The organism is Caulobacter sp. GW821-FHT05F04 (assembly GCF_059419665.1).
In genome coordinates this window covers 228654-250909 of record NZ_JBWKSF010000007.1, presented here as the reverse complement: position 1 = coordinate 250909, position 22256 = coordinate 228654, and the positions used below count along the sequence as shown (strand labels likewise).

General features: G+C 70.1%; 21 protein-coding genes. 17 read left to right on the top strand and 4 right to left on the bottom strand.

Going from position 1 to position 22256, the window contains the following annotated elements:
• Nucleotides 1-6 precede the first annotated feature (6 nt).
• Nucleotides 7-648, bottom strand: a complete 642-nt coding sequence (locus AC07R7_RS18970) for a glutathione S-transferase family protein (RefSeq protein WP_494636271.1) — start codon at nt 646-648, stop codon at nt 7-9.
• A 192-nt stretch (nt 649-840) separates the two neighbouring features.
• Here AC07R7_RS18970 and AC07R7_RS18965 point away from each other — a divergent pair, with 192 nt between their 5' ends.
• Nucleotides 841-1011: a hypothetical protein gene (locus AC07R7_RS18965; protein WP_494636270.1), complete on the top strand. Its 171-nt coding sequence runs from the start codon at nt 841-843 to the stop codon at nt 1009-1011.
• Nucleotide 1012: 1 nt separating this feature from the next.
• Here the strand turns inward: AC07R7_RS18965 and AC07R7_RS18960 are convergent, their stop codons facing one another.
• Nucleotides 1013-1909 (bottom strand): LysR family transcriptional regulator, encoded by an 897-nt coding sequence (locus tag AC07R7_RS18960; RefSeq protein ID WP_492884836.1) that lies wholly within the window; start codon nt 1907-1909, stop codon nt 1013-1015.
• A 275-nt stretch (nt 1910-2184) separates the two neighbouring features.
• Between AC07R7_RS18960 and AC07R7_RS18955 the strand changes: the two genes are divergently transcribed.
• From AC07R7_RS18955 to AC07R7_RS18880, 16 genes are all read left to right on the top strand, one after another.
• Complete coding sequence (locus AC07R7_RS18955) at nt 2185-3816, top strand: TldD/PmbA family protein (protein WP_494636269.1); 1632 nt, start codon at nt 2185-2187, stop codon at nt 3814-3816.
• Between the two features lie 22 nt (nt 3817-3838).
• On the top strand, nt 3839-5170 hold the full coding sequence (locus tag AC07R7_RS18950) for a TldD/PmbA family protein (protein ID WP_494636268.1): 1332 nt from the start codon (nt 3839-3841) through the stop codon (nt 5168-5170).
• 8 nt (nt 5171-5178) lie between these two features.
• Nucleotides 5179-5898 (top strand): DUF4159 domain-containing protein, encoded by a 720-nt coding sequence (locus tag AC07R7_RS18945; protein WP_494636267.1) that lies wholly within the window; start codon nt 5179-5181, stop codon nt 5896-5898.
• Nucleotides 5899-5926: 28 nt separating this feature from the next.
• Entirely contained in the window at nt 5927-6928 is a 1002-nt protein-coding gene (locus tag AC07R7_RS18940; RefSeq protein WP_494636266.1) for an AAA family ATPase, read from the top strand.
• Nucleotides 6929-6934: 6 nt separating this feature from the next.
• Nucleotides 6935-7822, top strand: a complete 888-nt coding sequence (locus tag AC07R7_RS18935) for a DUF58 domain-containing protein (RefSeq protein WP_494636265.1) — start codon at nt 6935-6937, stop codon at nt 7820-7822.
• A complete protein-coding gene (locus AC07R7_RS18930) occupies nt 7819-8973 on the top strand; it encodes a BatA domain-containing protein (protein ID WP_494636264.1) in 1155 nt (384 codons plus the stop codon). The genes AC07R7_RS18935 and AC07R7_RS18930 overlap by 4 nt, the downstream gene beginning before the upstream one ends.
• A complete protein-coding gene (locus tag AC07R7_RS18925) occupies nt 8970-11093 on the top strand; it encodes a DUF4175 family protein (RefSeq protein WP_494636263.1) in 2124 nt (707 codons plus the stop codon). Before AC07R7_RS18930 ends, AC07R7_RS18925 begins: the two co-directional genes overlap by 4 nt.
• Nucleotides 11090-12796: a hypothetical protein gene (locus AC07R7_RS18920; protein ID WP_494636262.1), complete on the top strand. Its 1707-nt coding sequence runs from the start codon at nt 11090-11092 to the stop codon at nt 12794-12796. The genes AC07R7_RS18925 and AC07R7_RS18920 overlap by 4 nt, the downstream gene beginning before the upstream one ends.
• A gap of 86 nt (nt 12797-12882) precedes the next feature.
• A complete protein-coding gene (locus AC07R7_RS18915) occupies nt 12883-14049 on the top strand; it encodes an alpha-hydroxy-acid oxidizing protein (protein ID WP_494636261.1) in 1167 nt (388 codons plus the stop codon).
• A 138-nt stretch (nt 14050-14187) separates the two neighbouring features.
• A complete protein-coding gene (locus AC07R7_RS18910; RefSeq protein WP_494636260.1) occupies nt 14188-14835 on the top strand; it encodes a hypothetical protein in 648 nt (215 codons plus the stop codon).
• Nucleotides 14836-14869: 34 nt separating this feature from the next.
• The gene (locus tag AC07R7_RS18905; RefSeq protein ID WP_494636259.1) at nt 14870-15097 is read left to right on the top strand and encodes a hypothetical protein; all 228 of its coding nucleotides are present in this window, start codon (nt 14870-14872) and stop codon (nt 15095-15097) included.
• A 218-nt stretch (nt 15098-15315) separates the two neighbouring features.
• Nucleotides 15316-16065, top strand: a complete 750-nt coding sequence (locus AC07R7_RS18900; protein WP_494636258.1) for a response regulator — start codon at nt 15316-15318, stop codon at nt 16063-16065.
• Nucleotides 16062-17384: an ATP-binding protein gene (locus tag AC07R7_RS18895; protein ID WP_494636257.1), complete on the top strand. Its 1323-nt coding sequence runs from the start codon at nt 16062-16064 to the stop codon at nt 17382-17384. The genes AC07R7_RS18900 and AC07R7_RS18895 overlap by 4 nt, the downstream gene beginning before the upstream one ends.
• 180 nt (nt 17385-17564) lie before the next feature.
• Nucleotides 17565-18260, top strand: a complete 696-nt coding sequence (locus tag AC07R7_RS18890; protein ID WP_125157796.1) for a carbonic anhydrase — start codon at nt 17565-17567, stop codon at nt 18258-18260.
• Nucleotides 18257-19807, top strand: coding sequence for a SulP family inorganic anion transporter (locus AC07R7_RS18885; RefSeq protein WP_494636256.1), 1551 nt, complete (start codon nt 18257-18259; stop codon nt 19805-19807). The genes AC07R7_RS18890 and AC07R7_RS18885 overlap by 4 nt, the downstream gene beginning before the upstream one ends.
• Before the next feature lie 80 nt (nt 19808-19887).
• Complete coding sequence (locus tag AC07R7_RS18880) at nt 19888-20298, top strand: Ros/MucR family transcriptional regulator (protein ID WP_492884812.1); 411 nt, start codon at nt 19888-19890, stop codon at nt 20296-20298.
• Between the two features lie 13 nt (nt 20299-20311).
• Here the strand turns inward: AC07R7_RS18880 and phnX are convergent, their stop codons facing one another.
• Nucleotides 20312-21121: a phosphonoacetaldehyde hydrolase gene (gene phnX, locus AC07R7_RS18875; RefSeq protein WP_494636255.1), complete on the bottom strand. Its 810-nt coding sequence runs from the start codon at nt 21119-21121 to the stop codon at nt 20312-20314.
• Nucleotides 21118-22254 carry a TIGR03364 family FAD-dependent oxidoreductase gene (locus AC07R7_RS18870; protein ID WP_494636254.1) on the bottom strand — a complete coding sequence of 379 codons (1137 nt, stop codon included), beginning with the start codon at nt 22252-22254 and terminating at the stop codon, nt 21118-21120. Before AC07R7_RS18870 ends, phnX begins: the two co-directional genes overlap by 4 nt.
• Between the last annotated feature and the right edge of the window lie 2 nt (nt 22255-22256).

Sequence of the window (22256 nt, the reverse complement as noted above, 5' to 3'; positions counted from 1 at the left end):
CCGACGTTACGCGGCCAGGCCGACGGGCGTCTGGCGGAACGGCACGAAGCCCGGCAGGGCCTCGATGCGCGCCAGCCACGCGCGGACGGCCGGATAGGGCTGAAGGTCGACGTTCCCCTCGGGGGCGCGGGCCGTGTAGCTGTAGAGCGCCACATCCGCGATCGTCGGGCGGCCGGCGACCAGCCAGGCCTGCCCAGCCAGCAGACCTTCCAGTATGGTCAGCAGCGCGGCGCCGCGCCCGATGACCTCGTCGGCGTCGCGCTTGGCCCCGAACACGGTGATCAGGCGAGCGGCGGCGGCGCCGTAGGCCAGTTCGCCGGCGGCCACTGACAGCCAGCGCTGGACCTGGGCGGCCTCGATGACACCCTCCGGCAGCCAGTCCGTCTTGCCGAACTTGCGAGCCAGATAGACCATGATGCCGTTGGAATCCGAGACGATGACGCCGTCGTCGTCCAGCACGGGCACCTGGCCGAACGGGTTCAGCTTCAGGAATTCCGGCGTCTTGTGCGCGCCCGAGGCCAGGTCGACCTCGACCAGCTCGAAGTCCGCGCCGATCAGCGACAGGAACAGGTGGGCCCGGTGAGCGTGGCCCGACAGCGGATGATAGTAGAGGCGCATCGTCGTGTCCTTTGCGGAACGGCTGGACACGGCGTCCATCCGATGAGCCAAGGACACTCCATCTGCCGGGCGGGCTGAAGCCGCGACAGGAGAAAGGCACTGTTGCGCGTAGCGGAATGGTCGGCATTCCGAGAACCGGAACAATCCATTCCTCCGGTTCGCCGTTCTGGCGGCGATGGCCGAGCGCCATCCTCCGAGGAGTTCCCCCGCCTGGAGGCGACGATGAAGAGCGCGCTACTCAATGGCCGGTTTCGCGGGTCAATCGGCGAGACGAAGCCGGCTTCTCGCTTCCGCCTCGGATCATGGAAGCCGGAGGCCAGGCTGCACGACATGTTTCTGAAACTCGGCGAGGGCCAGACTGTCGATGCAATCTCCTGGATGGGCCTGCTCTAGCCTAGTTGATCCGCCGATCCGCCCGCAGCCGCCCGGCCGCGAAGTCGATGAAGGTGCGGACCTTGGCCGGCGCGTGCCGGCCTTCGGGGTGGACGATGTGGACCGGCAGTGGATGCTCCTCATAGGCCGGGAGCACCGTGCGCAGCGCGCCGGACTCCAGCGACGGCGCCGCCTGGTAGGACAGCACGCGCGTCAGGCCAAACCCGTTGATCGCCGCCTGCAGCGCCGCGTCGTTGGTGTTGCAGTAGAGGCGAGGATGAACGTGGACGATGGTCTTCTGATCCTGGCCGAAGCGCCATTCCGTCGAGGCCCAGGCGCTGGTCGCCGCGATCACCGAATGGTTGGCGAGGTCCGCCGGCGTGGCCGGAACGCCATTCTTCTCGAAATAGTCGGGCGAACCGCAAACGACCCGGCGCACCGAGCCGACCCGCAAGGCGCTGAACCCTGAATTGGGAAGGTTGCCGATCCGCACGGCCAGATCCACGCCCTCGTCGACAAGGTTGACCATCCGGTCGACGAACAGGGTGCGGATGCTGACCCCCGGATATTCGGCCAGGTAGTCCATGATGATCGGCAGGATGTACTGTTGGCCGAACATCACCGAGGCGGTGATGGTCAGCGTGCCGCTGGGCGTGGCGAAACTGCCCGCGGCGCTGGCTTCGGCCTCGGAGAGTTCGGCCAGGATCCGCGAGCAGTCGTCGAAGAACCGCGCGCCGGCGTCGGTCAGAGTCACCGAGCGGGTCGTGCGGACCAGCAGGCGCGCGCCGATCGTCTCTTCCAGCGCCGCGACCGCGCGGGTCACGGCGGGCGGACTGATGTGCAGGTGTCGCGCGGCCTCGGCGAAGCCCTTGGTCTCGGCGACCTTCACGAACACTCTCATCGCCTGCCAGCGATCCATGATCGTCCGCCCCTGTTCCCGAGTCCCAGGCATTATATCCGGGACGCGATACCCTAGGCCACGCCTTCGCGGCCGGTCGCCGCTTCGGGATCCGGGCGGGAGGCTTTGCATCGCGCTTCGTCGCCAATGCGCGCAATCTGATCATATCGACTACGATATACGGGAAAGATTTGACCTCGGCGGCGGGGCGCTACAGAACTTCGTTCGCGCAAGATTCCCGCCGTGAGGGGGGTCACGCGAGCGCCTGTGTTGTTGGGCCGTTGGGGAGAAGAAACTTGGATAGACGTCAGTTCCTTGCCGCCTGCGGGATCGGCGCCGGCGGCGTGCTGCTGCCCGGCTTCGGCCGCGCCATCGCCGCCGAACAGCTGGTCGAGACCCTCGACGTGGCCGTCAAGAAGCGCCTGGCCGACGCGGCCATGAGCGCCGCCAAGGCCGCCGGGGCCAGCTATTGCGACGTGCGCGTGGGCCGCTACCTGCGCCAGTTCATCCAGACGCGCGAAGCCAATGTGCAGGGCGTGACCAACACCGAATCCAGCGGCGTCGGCGTGCGCGTCATCGCCGGCGGGGCCTGGGGCTTCGCGGCGACCAACAGCCTCTCGGCGGAGGCCGTGGCCGACACCGCCCGCCTGGCGGTCGCCATCGCCAAGGCCAACGCCAAGAACCAGACCGCGCCAGTGCAGTTAGCCCCGACCAAGGGCGTCGGCGAGGTGAAGTGGGCCACGCCGCTGCGCCGCAACGGCATGGAAGTCTCGCTGCAGGAAAAGGTCGACCTTCTGATGCGCGTCAACGGCGCGGCGATGAAGGCCGGCGCCAACTTCGTCAATTCCAGCCTGTTCCTGATCAACGAGCAAAAGTACTTCGCCAGCACCGACGGCTCGTACATCGACCAGGACGTTCACCGCATCTGGTCGCCGTTCACGGTCACGGCCGTCGACAAGACCACCGGCAAGTTCCGCTCGCGCGAAGGCCTCTCGGCCCCGATGGGCATGGGCTACGAATACCTGGACCCGCAGGCCAAGGATAAGACCCTCTCGCCCAACGGCATCATCAGCTACGGCCGCTCCTACGACATGGTCGAGGACGCCCAGGCCGCCGCCGTGCAGGCGCGCGAGAAGCTGACCGCCAAGTCGGTCAAGCCGGGCCGCTACGACCTGGTGCTGGATCCCAATCACCTGGGCCTGACTATCCACGAGTCGGTCGGCCACCCGCTCGAGCTGGACCGCGTGCTGGGCTACGAGGCCAACTACGCCGGCACCAGCTTCGCCACGCTGGACAAGCGCGCGGCGCACTTCAAGTACGGCAGCGACCTCGTCAACATCATGGCCGACAAGCTGCAGCCGGGCAGCCTCGGGGCCGTGGGCTTCGACGACGAGGGCGTCCAGACCAAGCAGTGGCCGCTGATCCAGGATGGCAAGCTGGTCGACTACCAGGCCACCCGCGACCAGGCCCATATCCTGGGCAAGACCGAGAGCGACGGCTGCTCCTACGCCGACTCCTGGTCGACCGTGCAGTTCCAGCGGATGCCCAACGTCTCGCTGCGGCCGGGCAAGACGCCGCTGAGCCTCAACGACATGATCGCGGGCGTCGAGGATGGCATCTACATCCTGGGCCGCGGCTCGTTCTCGATCGACCAGCAGCGCTACAACGCCCAGTTCGGCGGCACGCTGTTCTACGAGATCAAGAACGGCAAGATCACCCAGCCGCTGGAAGACGTCGCCTACCAGATGCGCACGCCCGAGTTCTGGAACGCCTGCTCGGCGATCTGCGACGAGCGCGACTATCGCCTGTTCGGTTCCTTCTTCGACGGCAAGGGCCAGCCCAGCCAGGTCTCGGCCGTAAGCCACGGCTCATCGACCACGCGGTTCAACGGCATCAACGTCATCAACACCGCGCGTTCGCTCGGTTGATCGGTTCGGGGAAGATTATCCAATGAGCATCATGACCGAAGCCGAGGCCAAGACGATCCTCGCGAAAGTCATCAAGCTGTCGACGGCCGATGAGTGCACCGCGCAGCTGACCGGTTCGATCGAGGGCAATATCCGCTTCGCCCTGAACAACGTCTCCACCAGTGGCGTCGTCAGCAACATCGACCTGGCCGTCACCGTCGCCTTCGGGCGTCGCGTCGGCACGGCGACGATCAACGAGTTCTCGGACTCGGCCCTGGCCCGCGTGGTCAAGCGCGCCGAGGAGCTGGCCAAGCTGGCGCCCGAGAACCCCGAGTTCGTCCCGGCCGTCGAGGCCACGACCTACAAGCCCAGCGACACCTTCAGCCCGGCGACCGCGGCGATCACGCCCGACCAGCGGGCCGAGGTGGCCCGCGCCTCGATCGCCCCGTGCCGCGCCCAGAAGCTGGTCGCCGCCGGCTTCCTGCAGGACGAGCAGAGCTTCGTGGCTTTCGCCAACAGCAAGGGCGCGTTCGGCTATCAGCGCGCCACGGCGATGGACTACACCTGCACCGTGCGCACGGCCGACGGCCGCGGCTCGGGCTGGGTCGCCCGCAACCTGCAGGATTCCAGCGGGTTCAAGCCGGCCAGCGACATCGAGATCGCCATGCGCAAGGCCAGCGCCTCGGCCGAGGCCCAGGCGCTGGAGCCGGGCAAGTATACGGTGATCCTGGAGCCGAACGCGGCCTCGGGCCTGATCTCGTTCATGTTCAACTACTTCGACGCCCGCCAGGCCGACGAAGGCCGCAGCTTCCTGTCCAAGAAGGGCGGCGGCAACAAGCTCGGCGAACAAGTCTTCGATCCGCGCGTCACCTTCATGGCCGACCCGTGGGACAAGGAACTGCCGGTGTTCCCGTGGGACGAACAGGGCCGCCCGCGCGAGCGCATGCCTCTGGTCGAGAACGGCAAGATCGCCAACCTGCTCTACAGCCCCTACTGGGCCCAGAAGCAGGGCAAGAAGGTCACCGGCCGGCCGGGCAACATCGTCATGTCGGGCGGTACGAAATCGACCGCCGACCTGGTGCGCGAGACCGAGCGCGGCATCCTGGTGACCCGCACCTGGTATATCCGCATGGTCGACCCGCAGACCGTGCTGCTGACCGGCCTGACCCGCGACGGCACCTTCTACATCGAGAACGGCCAGCTGAAGCACCCGGTGAAGAACTTCCGCTTCAACGAGTCGCCGGTGATCATGCTGAACAACATCGACGACCTGGGCCGCCCGGTCCGCGTCAGCGAAGGTGGTCGCATGCAGATGATGATCCCCGCCATGCGCCTGCGGGACTTCACCTTCACCTCGCTGTCGGACGCCGTCTGACGTTCGACATGCCGAGTAGAAGCGTAACGCGTACCGAGTGCCTGCGTCTGCTGGCGGGCGGCGCGATGGGAAGCTGGCTCGCCAGCCGCCCGTCGGCCGTCCAGGCCGCGCCGACCTACGACTTCTGGTTCACGCGCCTGCGCTACGATTCCGGCGACTGGGACGTCGACCAGCGGATGCCGTCCAACATCCTGACCTCGCTGGTCGACTACACCAACCTGCGCGTGGACACCGAGGAGCGCGTCGTGCGCCTCTCGGACCCGGCCATGCTGACCGCGCCGTTCTGCTATCTGGCCGGCCACAAGCTGGTCGAATTCAGCCCCGCCGAGGCCGCGAACTTCCAGCGCTACGTCCGCAATGGCGGCTTCGTTCTGGTCGACGACTGCAACCACGACATCGACGGCCTGTTCGCCAAGTCGTTCGAGCGGCAGATGGCCAAGCTGTTCGGCGGCGACGCCCTGAAGAAGCTGCCCAAGGACCACGCGATCTATCGCAGCTTCTTCAAGTTCGACGGCCCGCCCGCCACCAGCTTCGAGCTGAACGGCTGGGGCGACGATCTCGTCCATGACTACCTGAAGGGCATCGAGATCAACGGGCGCCTCGGGGTGCTCTACAGCAACAAGGATTACGGCTGCGAGTGGGATTACGACTGGCGCAACAAGCGCTTCCTGGCCGAGGACAACACCAAGTTCGCGGTCAACATCGTCCTCTACGCCCTGACGGCCTGATCCGCCTTACGACCTGTCCGGAGTTCCGATGAGCGTCACCCCCACCGAAGCCGATATCGCGGAGAAGCTCGAGCGCCTGGGCCAGCTGCGCGCGGCGATCGGCCAGGCCATCATCGGCCAGGACGAGGTCGTCGAGCAGTTGCTGATCGGCCTGCTGGCTGGCGGTCACTGCCTGATCGAGGGCGTGCCGGGCCTGGGCAAGACCCTGCTGGTCCGCACCCTGGGCCAGGCGCTGTCGCTGGACTTCCGCCGCGTGCAGTTCACCCCCGACCTGATGCCCAGCGACATCCTCGGCACCGAGGTGCTGGAAGAGGACCATGGCACCGGCCACCGTCACTTCCGCTTCCAGCCCGGCCCGGTCTTCACCCACCTGCTGCTGGCCGACGAACTGAACCGCACGCCGCCCAAGACCCAGGCCGCCCTGCTGGAGGCCATGCAGGAGCACCAGGTCAGCTACGCCGGCGTCACCCACCGGCTGTCCGAGCCGTTCTTCGTGCTGGCCACCCAGAACCCTCTGGAGCAGGCCGGCACCTACCCCCTGCCCGAGGCCCAGCTCGATCGCTTCCTGCTCAACATCCGGGTCGGCTATCCGACCGCCGAGGAAGAGCGCGCCATCCTGACCCTGACCACCGGCGGCGCCATCGCCGCCCCGGCGGCGGTGATGACGGGTGAAGACATCGTCGAACTTCAGAAGTGGGTGCGCCAGGTGCATGTCAGCGAGGGCCTGCTGACCTGGATCACCGCGCTGGTCCGCGGCACCCGCCCAGGTCCGGACGCCCCCGCCGCCGTCCAAGACTACGTCCGCTGGGGCGCTGGCCCCCGCGCCGGCCAGGCCCTGGTGCTCGCCGCCAAGGCCCGCGCCCTGCTGCACGGACGCCTGGCCGCCACGCGTGAAGACGTCAAGGCCCTGGCCGCGCCGGTCATGCGCCACCGCATCCTCTTGTCCTTCGCCGCGGAGGCCGAACGCAAGTCGACCGACGACGTGGTCGCCGCCCTACTGGCCGCCCTGCCCGCGCCGGCGCGTGACTAGCGGACAATGTCTCCGTTCGACCTGCCCCCGGACCTGCGTAGCCGTCTGCGACGTCTGTCGCTGACGCCGCGCGCGGCCGCGGTGCTGAACGGGGATGGCCACCACGCCAGCCGCAATCGCGGCGGGGCCATGGAGTTCGCCCAGTACCGCGCCTACGAGCGTGGCGACGACCTGCGGCGCATCGACTGGAAACTCTATTCGCGCTCGGACAAGTTCTTCGTCCGCGACGCCGAGCGTGAGAGCCCCGTGGCGATCTGGGTCGTGCTGGACGCCAGCGCCTCCATGGGCCAGGCCGATCTCGCCAAGCCTAGCTGGACGCGCTTCGACGCCGCCCGCCGCCTGACCGCCGCGATCATCGAGGTCGCGCTCCAGCAGAGCGACCGCTTCGGGGTGATCGTCGCCCAGGCCGAGGGCGCGATCGTTCTGCCGCCGTCCAGCGACAGCCGCCATCGCGACCGTATCCGGCTGGCGCTGAGTCCGCTCCATCCCAAGGGCGTCCCCCAATGGGATCGGGACCTGAAGTTGCTGGGCGAACGGATCGCGCCCGGCGACCTGGCGATCTTCATCTCCGACGGCTTCGACGACACCTGTGTCGCGGCCGCCGAACGGCTGGCCGCGTCCGGTCGCGACGTCTCGTTCGTCCAACTCCTGACCGGCGACGAGCGCGACTTCCCGTTCGATCGGAGCCTGCTGTTCCGCGATCCGGAGAGCGACATCGCACTGGCCGGCGACGGCCGCGGCCTGCGCGCCGACTTCCTGACGCGCTTCGCCGAGGCTCGCGCCGCTCTGCGCGCGCGGCTGGAGGCCAAGGGCGCGCGGTTCGTCGAACACTTCAGCGATCGGGATCCTGACCAGCCGATCCAGGATCTCTCCCGCCCGGCGACGCGCGGATGATCCCCGCCCTGCTCGCCCCCGCCGCGCTGGGCGCCCTGCTCGCGGTCCTGGTCCCGCTGGCGATCCACATCGCCCGCCGCACCGAGACGCAAGTCATCGACTTCGCCGCCCTGCGCTGGCTGAACCCGAACCCCAGGCCGGTCCGTCGCCTGCGCCTCGACGAGAGGCTGCTGCTGGCGGTGCGGATCGTGCTGGTGGTCGCCATCGTGCTAGCGCTGGCCGAGCCCGCGCTGCGGCCAACCGGCGATGGCCGCGCCGTGATCGCCGTCTCGCCGGCCGTCGACGCCAGGAGCGTCCCGGACCATGGCGAGCGGCGCGTCTGGCTCGCGCCCGGTTTCCCTAGCCTCGACCGACCCGCGCCCGCGCCATCGGCGGACTTCGCCAGCCTCGTGCGCCAACTGGACGCCGAGACGCCCGGCAGGACGGCGATCACGATCGTCGCGCCGCCGGAACTGACCGGCGACGCTGAACGGCTCTACCTGTCACGCAAGGTGGACTGGCGGGTGGGCGCGGCGGCCGCGCGCGCGAAGACGGTCACCGCGCCCGCGCCGCCCGCGCTGACGGTGCGCTACGCCCCGGGCAAGGAACGCGCCGTCGGCTATTTCCGCGCGGCGGCGACCGCCTACGCCGAGGCCGGCAAGCCGCCCGCCTTCGACGCCGCGCTCGTCGACAGCCCCCCGCCGCGCGATGCGCGCTATCTCGTCTGGCTTTCCGGCGCGCCCATGCCGGCGGCGACGCTCGACTGGATCGAGGCTGGCGGCGTCGCCTTGCTGGCTCACGACGCGCCCTCGCCCGTCGAAGGTTCCCAGCCCACGATCTGGCGCGACGCCGAAGGCGCGCCGCAGGCCACGGCCGGCCGCTTCGGCAAGGGCCGCGTGCTGCGCCTGACCCGCCCCCTCGAACCTAGCGCCATGCCGGTCTTGGTCGAGCCGGACTTCCCCATCCAGCTCTGGACGCTGCTGGCCCCGCCGCCCGCGCCAAGCCGGGTCGCGGCGGTCGACTATGCCCCCGGCGTTCGCCCAGCGGCGGGCGGCGGGACTTACAACCCGCATCCCGTCGGCCTGAGGCCTTGGCTGGCCCTGATCATCGCTCTGATCTTCGCCGTCGAGCGCTGGCTGGCGACGCGACGCGACCGGCCGGTGGCCGCATGATCGCCGCTCTCGCCCATCATCTACGCGCGGCCCGACAACGGAGCGTTCTCGACACGCTGGCCGTCGGCCTGCCCGTCGTCCTGGCAATCGCCGCGCTGGCTCTGCGCGGGTTCGAGGTCGTGGGGGCGGTCGTCGCGCTCGTGATCGGCGCCCTCGTGCTGGGCTGGATCGCCATCCGACGCAGTCGACGCTTCGACCAGGCCTGGCTCATCGCCGCCCTCGACGCCCACGCGCCCGGCCTGGAGGACAGCAGCGCCCTCCTGTTCGAGTCCTCCGTCGACGGCCTGGCCGCCCTGCAGCGCGCCCGCCTGGAGGCCCGCCTCGCCGAAGCCGCCGCCGTGGACCTGCGGCCAGACTGGTCCCGTCGCTGGATCCCCGGGACCGCCGGCTTCGGCGCGCTGGTGATCCTCGCCGCCTTGTTCTGGCCGCCCGCATCGGGCATCGCTCTCGGCCCAGAGGAAGCCGAAACCGCGGCGGTGCCCGGTGCGCCCAGGGTCACCAACGCCAAGCTGCGGGTCACGCCGCCGGCCTATACCGGCCAGCGCCCTTACGACCAGGGCGGCCTGGACGCGCGGGCCCCGGAGGGGTCGCGCATCGAGTGGACGATCACCCTCCGGCCGTATCCCGACGCCGCCAGCCTCAACTTCCCAGGCGAGGCCTCGCTGTCGCTGCGCCGCGACGGCGGACGCTGGCTGGGCGGGCGTGCGTTCGAGCGCTCGGCGCTCTATCGCGTCGAGGCCCCTGGACTGGCCCGCCAGCGCCTGCACCGCCTGGAGATCGTCCCCGACGCTCCGCCGGTCGTCCGCGTCGTGACGCCCGACAGTTCGCTATCCCTCATTGCGCCCGGCCAGAGCCGGTGGGCGCCGGTGTTCGAGGTCCGCGACGACTACGGCGTCGACGGCGCCGCCCAACTGCGCATCACCGTCACTAAGGGCGAGGGTGAGAACATCACCACCACCCAGCGGCTCCAGCCTCTCGCCGGCCAGGGCGCCGCGCGGCTCAAGCGCTTCACCGCTGCCCTCGACCTGGCGCGCGAAGGCCTGGCGCCGGGTGGCGACATGATCGTGCAGCTGGTGGTCAGCGACAATCGCAGCCCGCGCCGCCAGACGGTCGAGAGCCCCAGCGTGATCCTGCGCTGGCCCGCCGCCATGGGCCTGGCCGAGGGTCTGGACGGCATGGCCAAGCAGGTCATGCCCGTCTATTTCCGCAGCCAGCGCCAGATCATCATCGACGCCGAGGCCCTGGTCGCCCAGCGCGGCAAGATCACGCCCGACGCCTTCCTGGACCGCTCGAACAGCCTTGGCGCCGACCAGGCCCAGCTGCGCCTGCGCTACGGCCAGTTCATGGGCGAGAAGGCCGAAGGCGAAAGCGGCGGCGGCGGCCTCGACCTGCCGACCAATGACGCTCCCGCCCTGCCGACCGACGACGCTCCTGCCGCGCCGGCCAAGGCCGAGCATCACGACGACGATGACGGCCACGACCATGGCGGCGGGGCCAATCTCAACGACATGACCGACGTCGTCGCCAAGTACGGCCACGCCCACGACACGGGGGACGCCGCGACGCTGTTCGACCCGGGCACGCGCTCGACCCTAGCCCAGGCGCTGGACGCCATGTGGGATTCCGAGCGCGCCCTGCGCCAGGGCAGGCCGAAGGACGCCTTGCCCCACGCCTACAAGGCCCTGAACCTGCTGAAGACCGCCCAGCAGGCCGGACGCATCTTTCTCGCGCGCACGCCGCCGAAGCTGCCGCCGGTCGACCTGTCCCGCCGCCTGTCCGGCAAGCGCGAGGGCATCGCGCCGGGTCGTTTGGCGCCAGCGACGCGCGATCCCGCCGATGCGCCGGCCGGCGAGGTCTGGCGCGCGCTGGGGGACCGCCCCGACGCACCGCTGCAGCTCGAGGCCCTGGCCCGCTGGGTGAACGCCAACCAAAAGCGCCTGGCCGATCCTCTGGCCCTGTCCGCCGCGATCGATACGGTCCGCAACGAACCCCAGTGCCAGGACTGCCGCCGCAAACTGCGCGCCCTGCTGTGGACCGCGCTGGAGCGCCCGCCCGCCGCCGTCAGCCGCCGCGATCCGGCCGACGCGCGCGGCCGGCGCTATCTGGACGCTTTGCGATGACGGGCGGCTTCGAACTCTGGACGGCGATCCTGATCGCGGTCGCCACGATGGGCGGGATCGCGCGAACGATTCTGCGGCGGAGGTCAACCGACACCCGCGGCCCCGCCTGGCGGTTCGCCGCGCTGATCGCTCTGCAGGTCCTGGGCGGCGCGCTGTTCTACCCGACGCTCTTTCCGCCTTCGGTGGGAGCCGCGCCCGGTCGCCTCGTGGTCGCCACGCACGGCGCGAAGCCGGCGGCGCGCGCCTCGGGCGACGTGCTCGTCGCCCTGCCTGAAGCCGGCCCGCTGCCCGGCGCGGTCCGCCTGCCCGACCTCGGCTCGGCCCTGCGGCTCTATCCCGAGCCTGGCCGCCTTCTGATCGAGGGCGACGGCCTGACGCCGCGCGACCGGATTCCGCTCGACCGCCCCGCCGCGTTCGCGCCTTCGCCGCCCCCGCGCGGCCTTGTCGACCTGATGCCGCCGAAGCCCGTCGCTCCAGGCGCGCGCTTCACGGTCGCCGGACAGGTCGGGGGCGCCGGAACCGTCGAACTGCTCGATCCGTCCGGCGCCGTGGTCGACCAGATCACCGTGACCGCCAACAGCCGCTTCCAGCTGTCGGCCGTCGCCCGCGTGTCCGGCCTGGCCCTGTTCGACCTGCGCCTGAGGGACAGCGCCGGTCGTCTGGTCGAGCACATCGACATCCCGGTCGAGACCCGCGCTCAGCGCCAGCCGCGCGTGCTGGTCCTGGCCGGCGCGCCGAGCGCCGAGACCAAGTATCTGCGCCGCTGGGCCCAGGACGCCGGCGTCGCCCTGAGCCTCGACGTCGACGTTGGCGGCGGCGTGGTCCTGGGCGATCCGCCGACGCCGGTCACGCGCGCGAGCCTGGCCGAGATCGACCTCGTGGTGGTCGACGATCGGCGCTGGGAAAGCCTGTCGCCCGACGCCCGGACCAACCTGACCGCGGCGACGCAGGACGGCCTCGGCCTGCTGCTGCGTCCGACTGGCCCGCTCTCGGCCGCCACCCGACGCGACTGGACGAATCTCGGCATGGCGACCTCGGGCGACGGCGAGGTCCGGGCTTTCCGGCTCGGCGGTCCGACCGACTTGGAACTCAGCCGCTACGACCTGGCGCAAGCCGAACGCGAGGGCGTGCCGTTGATCCGCGACAAGGCCGGCGCGCCGCTGGCCGCCTGGCGGCCGCGCGGCCTGGGCCGCGTGGGCCTCTGGATCGTGGCCGACAGCTACAGTCTTGCCTTGACCGGGCACGCCGATCGCTACGGAGAGCTTTGGAGCGAACTGTTCTCGGCCGTGGCGCGTCCCAGCGATGCCCCGGGCGTGCGCTTGGACGGCATAGCCCGGGCGGGCCAACGCGCGGCGCTCTGCGGCGTCACCGGACCGATCCGAGTCGTCGACCCCGATGGCGTCGAAAGCCGGCCTGTCGTCGATCCGGCGACCGGCCCCTCCGCCTGCGCCGCCTACTGGCCTCGCCAGGCCGGATGGCGCAGGGTCTCGGACGGCGCGAGCTTCTACGTCCATCCCGCCGACGCCGCGCCTTCGCTGGCGCGGGCCGCCGACCGCCAGGCGACGCTCGACGCGGTGGCGGCCAGCGTCACGCGCGACGCCCGCGTCCTCCGCAGGACACCGGGTTCGTCCTGGCCCTGGGCCGTCGGCCTTCTGGCCGTGCTCGGCCTACTATGGTGGCTGGAGCGACGATCACGCGCTTGAGGGGGCTAGCGGCCGACGGCGCGATCGCGTCAAATCGGATCGACGCATCGACGCCCAGACCGTCGAGCAGCCCTGGGGAGCGAACCATGCCGCACTACGGCGACTACCAGACCGAGATCTATTTTCAGGGTCTGCACGGCGTGCTGCCGAAGTATCCCGTCGACTTCGCCGGCCTCCTGGCGCGGGCCCAGGCGGCGATGCCGCCCTCGACCCTGAAATATGTGCAGGGCGGCTGCGGCGACGAGCACACCCAGGACAGCAACGCCTCGGCCTTCAAGCACTGGGGGCTGATCCCGCGGATGATGGTCGACTGCTCGGCGCGCGACCTCTCCATCGACCTGTTCGGCATGAAGCTGGCCAGCCCGCTGTTCATGGCCCCGATCGGCGTGACCGGGCTCTGCACCCAGGACGGTCACGGCGACCTGGCCGCCGCGAGGGCCGCCGCGACCACGGGTGTGCCGCTCGTGGTCTCGACCCTGACCAACGACCCGCTGGAGGACGTCGCCGCCGCCATGGGCGACACGCCCGGGATGTTCCAGCTCTACACGCCCAAGGACCCGGAACTGGCCGCCAGCCTGGTCAGCCGCGCCGAAGCCGCAGGCTATAAGGCCATCGTCGTCACCCTCGACACCTGGGTCACCGGCTGGCGCCCGCGCGACCTTAACGACTCCAACTTCCCGCAACTGCGCGGCGCCGTACTGGCCAACTATTTCTCGGACCCGCGCTTTCGCGCCATGGTCGGCAAGGACCCGAAGTCGGACCTCCAGACCTCGATCATGACCTGGGCGGCGACCTTCGGCAAGGTGCTGACCTGGACCGATCTGCCGTGGCTGCGGTCGCTGACCAAGCTGCCGATCGTGCTGAAGGGCATCTGCCATCCCGACGACGTACGCCGCGCCAAGGACGAGGGCGTCGACGGCGTCTACTGCTCCAACCACGGCGGCCGGCAGGCCAATGGCGGCATCGCCGCGATCGACATGCTGCCGGGCGTGGTCGAGGCGGCGGGCGACACGCCGGTGCTGTTCGACTCCGGCGTCCGCTCGGGCAGCGACGTCGCCAAGGCCCTGGCGATCGGCGCGACAGCGGTCGGCGTCGGCCGTCCGTATTCGTACGGCCTGGCCCTGGGCGGGACCGAAGGCGCGGTCCATGTCCTGCGCTCGCTGCTGGCCGAGGCGGACCTGCTGATGGCGGTCGACGGCTTCCCGACGATCAAGGCCCTGCGCGAGGCCGGAGCGGTGCGCCTGCCGGCATAGCCTCAGGCCTTTCGGCGAGCCGGCCTCGCCTGTCACGCTTTGTCACAATCGCGATGCAGAGCCGCAAGGCGACCTCGCCACTCTCGAACCGTTGAAAGGCCGCACCCGATGGCGCGGCCCCTGTTCGGGAGAACAAGGATGCGCAAGACCCACACCCGCGTGTTGGCCCTGGCCGCCGTCGCAGGACTCGCCGTCGCCGGCGCCGCGAGCGCCGAAACCGTCCGCCTGCCCGCCAAGCAGACCGCCCTGACCGCCGACCACTTCCACGCCCGCGCTCAAGTCATCGACGACCCGTTGGACATCGAGACGGTGATCAGCACCGAGCGCGGCTTCCAGACGGGCAAGGGTGTCTTCAAGTCGCCCAGAAACGACAACCACCTGCGGGCGATCGTCGACAAGCGCTCGGGCGCCACGCGCTTCGAGGTGCGTCAGACCCTGACCTATCCAGGCTCGATCCGCGGCTACAGCGAAGTCTCGCACCAGACGGGCCAATGGCCGGTCGCGGCGCCGCTGACCAAGATCCGTGACAACGCCAGCCACTGCTTCCTGTTCGAAGCGCCGGAAGTCTGCCGCGAGGAGGTCTCGTTCGGCGTCGCCGAGAACGAACTGCGCCGCGCCGCCGCGACGCCGGGCGCCTGGGCCTTCAAGTTCACCTCGGCCAAGGGCTACGAGCACCGTACCGCCATCACCCACGCCGAGATCGAGGGCCTGCTGAAGGCCGTCGACACCTACCGGCGCGCCCTGCCCGCCATCCAGGCGCAAGTCGACACCGCCGCTGGCGGCTGAGTTTCCTCGTTCAAGTTCCCGGAGTCTGTTTCGTATGAAAGTCCTCGCGTCCCTCGGCCTCGCCGCCGCCTGCCTGCTGGCCTCTCCGGCCCTGGCGGGTCCCGCCGGCACCGGTCTGACCTTCACCGAGGAGGTCGCCAAGAAGAACCTCCAGAAGCGCGCCGCCAAGGCCCAGACGGCCCTCGCTTGCGCCAAGCCCAAGGCTCCCGCGACCAACGTCGCGCCCGGAGGAGTCACCCCCGACACCTGCCGCGCCAGCTAGCGCGGCGTACAGAACGGTCGCCGTAGCTTCATCGTCGGCGGCGGCCCGCCCTCGCGTGCTCCCCTACCTGCAAAATGCGCGCGAGGGCCCAGTTTCGCTGGGATGCCAGGGTATCCCCAGTTTAGGCGCGGAGCCGGCGAGAAATCGTCGGCTCCGGCCTTGTTCCCGGCGCCATGGCGCCTAACTAGCCCGAGCATATGGATACTTCAGGCCACGGAATGATCGCGCTGCCGCGCGACTTGGCGACCGCGCCGCTCGCCTCCACGGTGCTCGTTGTCGAGGACGATCCGGCCCTTCGCACGCTGTTGATGCGTCTGCTGCGCGAGGAAGGCTTCCAGCCGCTCAGCGCGTCCCACGGCGCGGAAATGGCCCGGGTTCTGGAAACCAACACGGTCGACCTGATTCTGCTGGACGTCATGCTGCCGGGCAGCAACGGCTTCGATCTTTGCCGCCTGGTGCGCCGCGAGAGCGACGTGCCGATCGTCATGCTCAGCGCCCGCCATGACGAGACCGACCGTCTGATCGGCCTGGAGCTCGGCGCCGACGACTATATCGGCAAGCCCTTCAGCAAGAAGGAGCTGATCGCCCGTATCCGCGCCATCCTGCGCCGGACTCAGGCCGGCTCGCAATCGAGCCAGCCACGCGGCCACCAGCGGATGACGTTCTCAGGCTGGAGCCTGGATCCCGGCCGCCGCGAGCTGCTGTCGCCGGACGGGGCCTTCGTCGACCTGTCGGGCGCCGAGTTCGACCTGCTGCTGGCCTTCGTCAGCTCGCCCCAGCGGGTGATCGGCCGCGAGCGCCTGCTCGAGATGTCCCGCGCCCGTCTTTCCGACGCCTCGGACCGCAGCATCGACGTGCTGGTCAGCCGCCTGCGCCGCAAGCTGGCCGTCGTTGGCCAGTCCGAACCTCTGCTGCGCACCGTGCGCGGCGTCGGCTATATCTTCACCGCCGCCGTCGAGCGCCGATGAAGTCCTGGCGGCTATGGCCGCAGCGTCTTGTCGGCCAGGTCACCCTGGTCCTGATGCTGGCCGTGGCCCTGGAGTTCATCGGCAGTTCGATCCTGTTCGAGAACAGCCGCCTCTATCCCGACCGCGAGAACCAGATCCGACGCGTGGCCGAGCAACTGGTGGCCGCGACGGGCATCCTGGAGTCGTCGTCCCCCGACGAGCGCGGGGTGCGGGCCGCGGTGATTTCCAATCGCGCCACTCAGCTGACCTGGTCGGTCCTGCCCAGTCTGGTCGACGGCGGCAGAGCGGTCGAAAACGACTACCGCGAGGAGTTGTTCGAGGCCGAGCCAAGCCTGCGGGACCGCGATCTGCGCGTCCACGCCGACATCGACCGCGCCCTGCCGCGCGACACGCACCTGAAAGTGGCCGTCAAGTTGCGCGACGGCAGTTGGATGGCGTTGAGCACCAAGATACGCGTCGCGCCCTGGGCCGTGCTGCTGAGCGGCTTCGGCTCGGCCTTTACGTTGGGCCTTGGCGTGATCATCGCCGCGGCGCTGGTGCTGCGCAATCTCAGCCGCCCCTTGCGGGCGCTGGCCGAGGCGGCCGACAAGGTCGGTAAGGGCGCTCAGGTCCGCATCGCCGAGAGCGGGGCCGGCGATCTCAAGCTGGTGGCCAAGGCCTTCAACGCCATGCAGGACCGCATCGCCGGCCTGCTGCAAGCCCGCACCGAGGCCCTGGCCGCGGTCGGCCATGATCTGCGCACGCCTCTGGCCCGCCTGCGGCTGAGGGCCGGTTTCGTGACGGACGCCGACGCTCGCGAAGCCCTGGAGGCCGACGTCGACGAGATGACGTCCATGCTGGACTCCCTGCTGGCCTATCTGGGCGGCCAGGAGGATCCCGAGCCCCGGCGACGGACGGACCTGGCCGCCATCGCCATGACCGTCGTCGACGACGCCGCCGACGCCGAGCGGCCAGCGACCTATGCCGGCCTCGACCACCTGCCCGTGCTGGCCCGGCCGCTGTCGGTGAAACGGGCGATCAGCAACATCGTCGAGAACGCCTTGCACTATGGCGGCGACGCCACGCTGACCCTGACACGCGAGGGCGACGCGGCGGTGCTGGCCATCGAGGACAACGGTCCCGGCATCCCCGAGGCCGAGCTGGCTCATGTGCTGCAGCCGTTCCATCGTCTCGACGACGCCCGGGCCCGCAACACCGGCGGTCTCGGCCTGGGCCTGACCATCGTCCAGCAGATCCTGCAACGCGAGAATGGAACCCTGGCCCTGAAGAACCGCCCTCAAGGCGGACTGCGCGTCGAGATCCGCCTACCCGCGCTTTAGCGCGCCCAAGACGTCCCTCCCAAAGACATCTCCCAAGACATCCTTTGTCACAAAGCCGCTGCACCGCAGCAAAGACCCCAAACGACCTTCGTCGACGCATCCGGCGCTTCTCGCCGTGACGCTCGCCGCGGCGCCCGCCCCCCCTTTTGGGCGTCGCGGCGATCAGTTCATGGAGGTCCCTTGGAACAGTTTCTCGAACGCGCCGCGCTCTTTCGCGGCCAGGTCTTCCCCGCCCAGAGCGCCCTCTACGAACGCCTGGCCAGCCACGGCCAGAGCCCCTCGGCCCTGATGATCTCGTGCGCAGACTCGCGCGTGGTCCCCGAACTGATCACCCAGGCCGCCCCCGGCGACCTGTTCGTCTGCCGCAACGCCGGCAACATCGTTCCGCCGTTCAGCCAAGCCAATGGCGGCGTCTCGTCGGCGGTTGAATACGCCGTCATGGCCCTGGGCGTTCGCGACATCGTCGTCTGCGGCCACTCCGACTGCGGCGCGATGAAGGCGTTCTCGAACCCGGCGGCTCTGGAAAAGATGCCGAACGTGGCCGCCTGGCTGCGCCACGCCCACGCCGCCCACAGCGTCGTCTGCAACGCCTATCACGGCCTGGACGAGCACGGCACGACCCGCGCCCTGTCGCTGGAAAACGTCGTCGTCCAGTTGAACCACCTGCGCACCCACCCGTCGGTGGCGTCGGCCATCGCCCAAGGCAAATTGACCCTGCACGGCTGGTTCTTCGAGATCGAGACCGGCCAGATCCAGGCCTACAATGGCGACACCGGCCAGTTCGAGCAGGTCTACGAAGGCGCTCCGCTGCCCGTCGCCCAGCGCCCCTCGCGCCGCATGGTCGCCGCCGATCACCTGGGCATCGCCGCCGAATGACCCAAGCTGTCGCCTCCTCTCCCCAGGGCGTGAAGCCTGGCTTCTCGACGATCCTGTCGCGTGACTTCATCGCCTCGATAGTCGTCTTCCTCGTGGCGATGCCGCTGTGCATGGGCATCGCCGTCGCCTCGGGCGTCCCGGCCGAGCGCGGCCTCGTCACCGGCATCATCGGCGGCGTCATCGTCGGCGCCCTGGCTGGTTCGCCGCTACAGGTCAGCGGCCCCGCCGCCGGCCTGGCGGTCATCGTCTTCGAGATCGTCGCCAAGCACGGCCTATCCATGCTGGGTCCGATCCTGGTCGTCGCCGGGCTGATCCAGTTGATCGCCGGCGCCGCCAAGCTGGGCAACTGGTTCCGCGCCATCTCGCCCGCCGTCGTGCACGGCATGCTGGCGGGCATCGGCGTGCTGATCGTGGCGGGCCAGTTCCACGTTCTGTTCGGCGACTCGCCCAAGGCCCACGGCCTGCAGAATCTGGCGGCCATCCCGTCGGCCCTGGCCGGCGTTCAGTTCGCCACCCTGACCCAGGTCGAAGCCGCCCTGGCGGTCGGCGTGGTGACCATCGGCTCGATCCTGCTGTGGGAGAAATTCCGCCCCAAGGCGCTGAAGCTGGTCCCGGGCGCCCTGCTGGGCGTCATCGCCAGCACCGTGCTGGCCACGGTCCTGGGCCTGGACGTCCAGAAGATCGTCGTGCCGGAATCGATCGCCGCGGCGATCGCCATTCCTGGCGTCGGCGACTTCGCCCGCATGGCCGATCCGATGCTGCTGGTGACCGCCATCGCGGTGGCCTTCATCGCCTCGGCCGAGACCCTGCTGTCGGCCGCCGCCGTCGATCGCATGCACGACGGCGAGCGCACCAAGTACAACAAGGAGCTGGGCGCCCAGGGCGTCGGCAATATGCTGTGCGGCCTGGTCGGCGCCCTGCCGATGACCGGCGTGATCGTGCGTAGCTCCGCCAACGTCCAGGCCGGCGCCATGACCCGCCTGTCGGCGATCCTGCACGGCGTCTGGATCCTGGCCTTCGTCGCCCTGCTGCCCTGGCTGCTGCGCATGGTGCCCAGCGCGGCCCTCGCCGGCGTGCTGGTCGTCACGGGCTGGAAGCTGGTCAGCCTGGACCATGTCCGCCACCTCTTCGCCCGCTACGGTCTGCTACCGGCGATGATCTGGGCGGCGACCTTCGTGATGGTCGTGGCGACGGACCTCCTGACCGGCGTGCTGGTCGGCATGGGCCTGACGCTGCTTGAGCTGGTCCCCAACCTCAAGAAGATGCGCCTCAGCGTCTCCCAGCACGAACTGGGTCCCGACGAGAGCGAGATCCGACTGGAGGGTGCGGCCACGTTCATTCAGTTGCCGAAGATCGCCAAGGTCCTCGACGGCGCGCCGAACAATGGCCGGGTGAAACTGGACACGCGCGGCCTCACCAGCCTGGACCACACCGTCGCCGAGGCTCTCAGCGACTGGCTGAAAGGCAAGGCGCGCGCCGGGGTGAAGGTCGAGCTGCCGCCAGCCTGCGCCTTCGGCGATCGTCTCCGAGCCGCGGGCGCGCACTGACCCACCGTTCGCCCGCCAACTGACCCAGGGGCGCGATCCCAGCGCCCCTGGGTTTCTTCTCAACGTCCCGAGCTATTCTCATGACCAAGGCCCAGGAACGCGCCGCCGAGATCGCCGCCCAGGTGCTGTGCGCCTATCTCAGCCGCAACACCGTGTCGGCGGACGATCTGCCCGCCCTCAGCGCGCGCACCTACGCCGCGCTTGAAGCCGTCTTCGCCGGCCCGGGGACCATCGCCCCGCCGATCGAGCCGCCGACGCCCGACCAGATCGCCGCCAGCATCACCCCCGACGCCATCGTCAGCTTCGAGAACGGCCGCCGCTATCGTTCGCTGCGCCGGCACCTGAACCAGCTGGGGCTGAGCGAAGAGCAGTACCGCGCCAAGTGGGGCCTGCCCGCCGACTATCCGCTGGTCGCCCAGAGCTTCTCGGACCTGCGCTCTAGCGCCGCCCGCGCCCAGCGCTTCGGCGGCGCGGCGGTGGCGGCCGAGTAACGCCGCCGGGAGCCTAGGCCGCCGGGCGCTCGCCGCGTTCGATCCTGGTCGCGATATCGGCCAGGACGGGCCCTAGCCCGGCGACGCTCTCGACCACGTAGTGGGCGCCGGCGTCGCGCAGGGCCTGAGCGGAGGCTTCGATCCGGGCGGCGCGCTCGGCTTCCGGCAGCAGGTCGAGGTCCTCGCGCGACAGTCCGACACCATTGCCCGAGGCCGACAGGCCCACGGTCCAGGCGCCGACCTCCAGCCCCTCGCCGATGCCGACGACCGCGTCGTCGACCTTGACACAGGTCCGCGCCGGCCAGGCGCCCAGTTCGACCAGGGCCTTCCACATCATCAGGGGCGAAGGCCGTCCCGCCGCCGTCTCGCCAGCGCAGACCACCACTTCGGGCGCATAACCCTGTTCGGCGGCCAGCGGCAGGATGTCGGCCATCATCGGGCGGGTGTAGCCGGTCGTGGAGCCGATCTTCACGCCTCGCGCCCGCAGGTCGGCGACGAGATCGGCCGCGCCGGGGATCAGCCGGGCGCAGTCGCGAGCGGCGGCGCGCATCTTCGGCTCGACGGCGTCGTGCAGGCGGTCGACATCGGCCTCCGTCGAGGCCGCGCCGTGGAGCGTCGTCCAGAGGCTGGCGACGCGCGGCAAGGCCAGCAACGCCCGCACATGATCGCGCTTGGCCTTGCCCATGTCGGCGCGGACGTCCGCCTCCGAGATCTCGATCCCCGCCTCGGCGAAGACCTCGCGCAGGGCCATGACCGGCGCCCGGCAGCCGAAGTCGATCATGGTGCCGGCCCAGTCGAAGATGACGGCCTGGATCGGGCTCATGCGACGGCTCCTTGCCGGGGAAGGTCATAGAGGCCGGCGATCACGTCCTCGGCCAGACCGAAAGCCGTCGAGGCGCCAGTGCCGCCGGTCACGGTCACCAGGCGAACGCGCGGCATCGGGGCCTCGATCAGGCTGTGACCGGCCGCCGACGCGTAGGTGCCGGTCCAGCGCTCCAGAACCGGCGGCGGAGCCTGGCCGAACACCTTGGCGAACTCGTCGAGGATCAGGGCGTCGACGTCGTCCCGGGCGAAGGGATCGGGCGTGGGGGCATAGTGGTGGCTGTCGCCGACCACCAGCGAGCCGTCGGCGCTCTGCGCCACGATCAGGTGGACGCCGTGCTCCAGGTGCGCCGGCTGCTCGGTCTCAAGCCGCGCGCGCAGGGCCGGCGCTTCGGGCAAGGCGGCATAGCCGAGGTAGCGAACCAGACCCAGGTCGGACATGACCGGCCCGGGCAGCCGCCAGCCCGGGGCGGCCAGGCGCAGCATCTGCAGCTTGCAACGCGTCACCTCGGCCTGGGCGAAGGCGTCGGGAAACAGGGTGACGAGATCGTCCCCCGGACAGACCACGATGGTCTCGGCGTGGATCGTCCCGACGGAGGCCTCCAGGCGACCGGTCTCGACGCCGCGCACGGCGACGCCACGCAGGAAGGTCACGCCATGCGCCGCCTCCAGCCAGGCGGCCAGGCGCGGAATGGCGGTGCGGGATTCCACCCGCAGGTCGACCGAACTGGTCAGCGCGCCCAGCACCTCACCCCGAACCGGCAGTCGGTCGTCGAGGTCGCCGGCGTCGCGCCAGGCGCAGCCTTCGGCCATCTCGGTTTTAAGGAAGGCCTCCAGCACAGCCTTGGCCTCGGTCCGGCGGGCGACCATGGTCAGGCCGCGCTGCACGACCTCGATTCCGGCCGGCCCGGCGATCTCGGCCCAGACCCGCGCCGAGCGCCGCGCCCGTCGCCAGACCTCGCCTCGCGCCTGGCCCGTGACGGTCACGAAGCCGAAATTGCGCACCGAGGCGCCGTTGGCCTGGGCGTCGCGGTCGATCACCACGACACGCTTGCCAAGGCGCGCGGCGGCCAGGGCATGGGCTAGGCCGACAATGCCCGCGCCGACAACGGCGAGATCGAAGGGGCGCTCCAAGG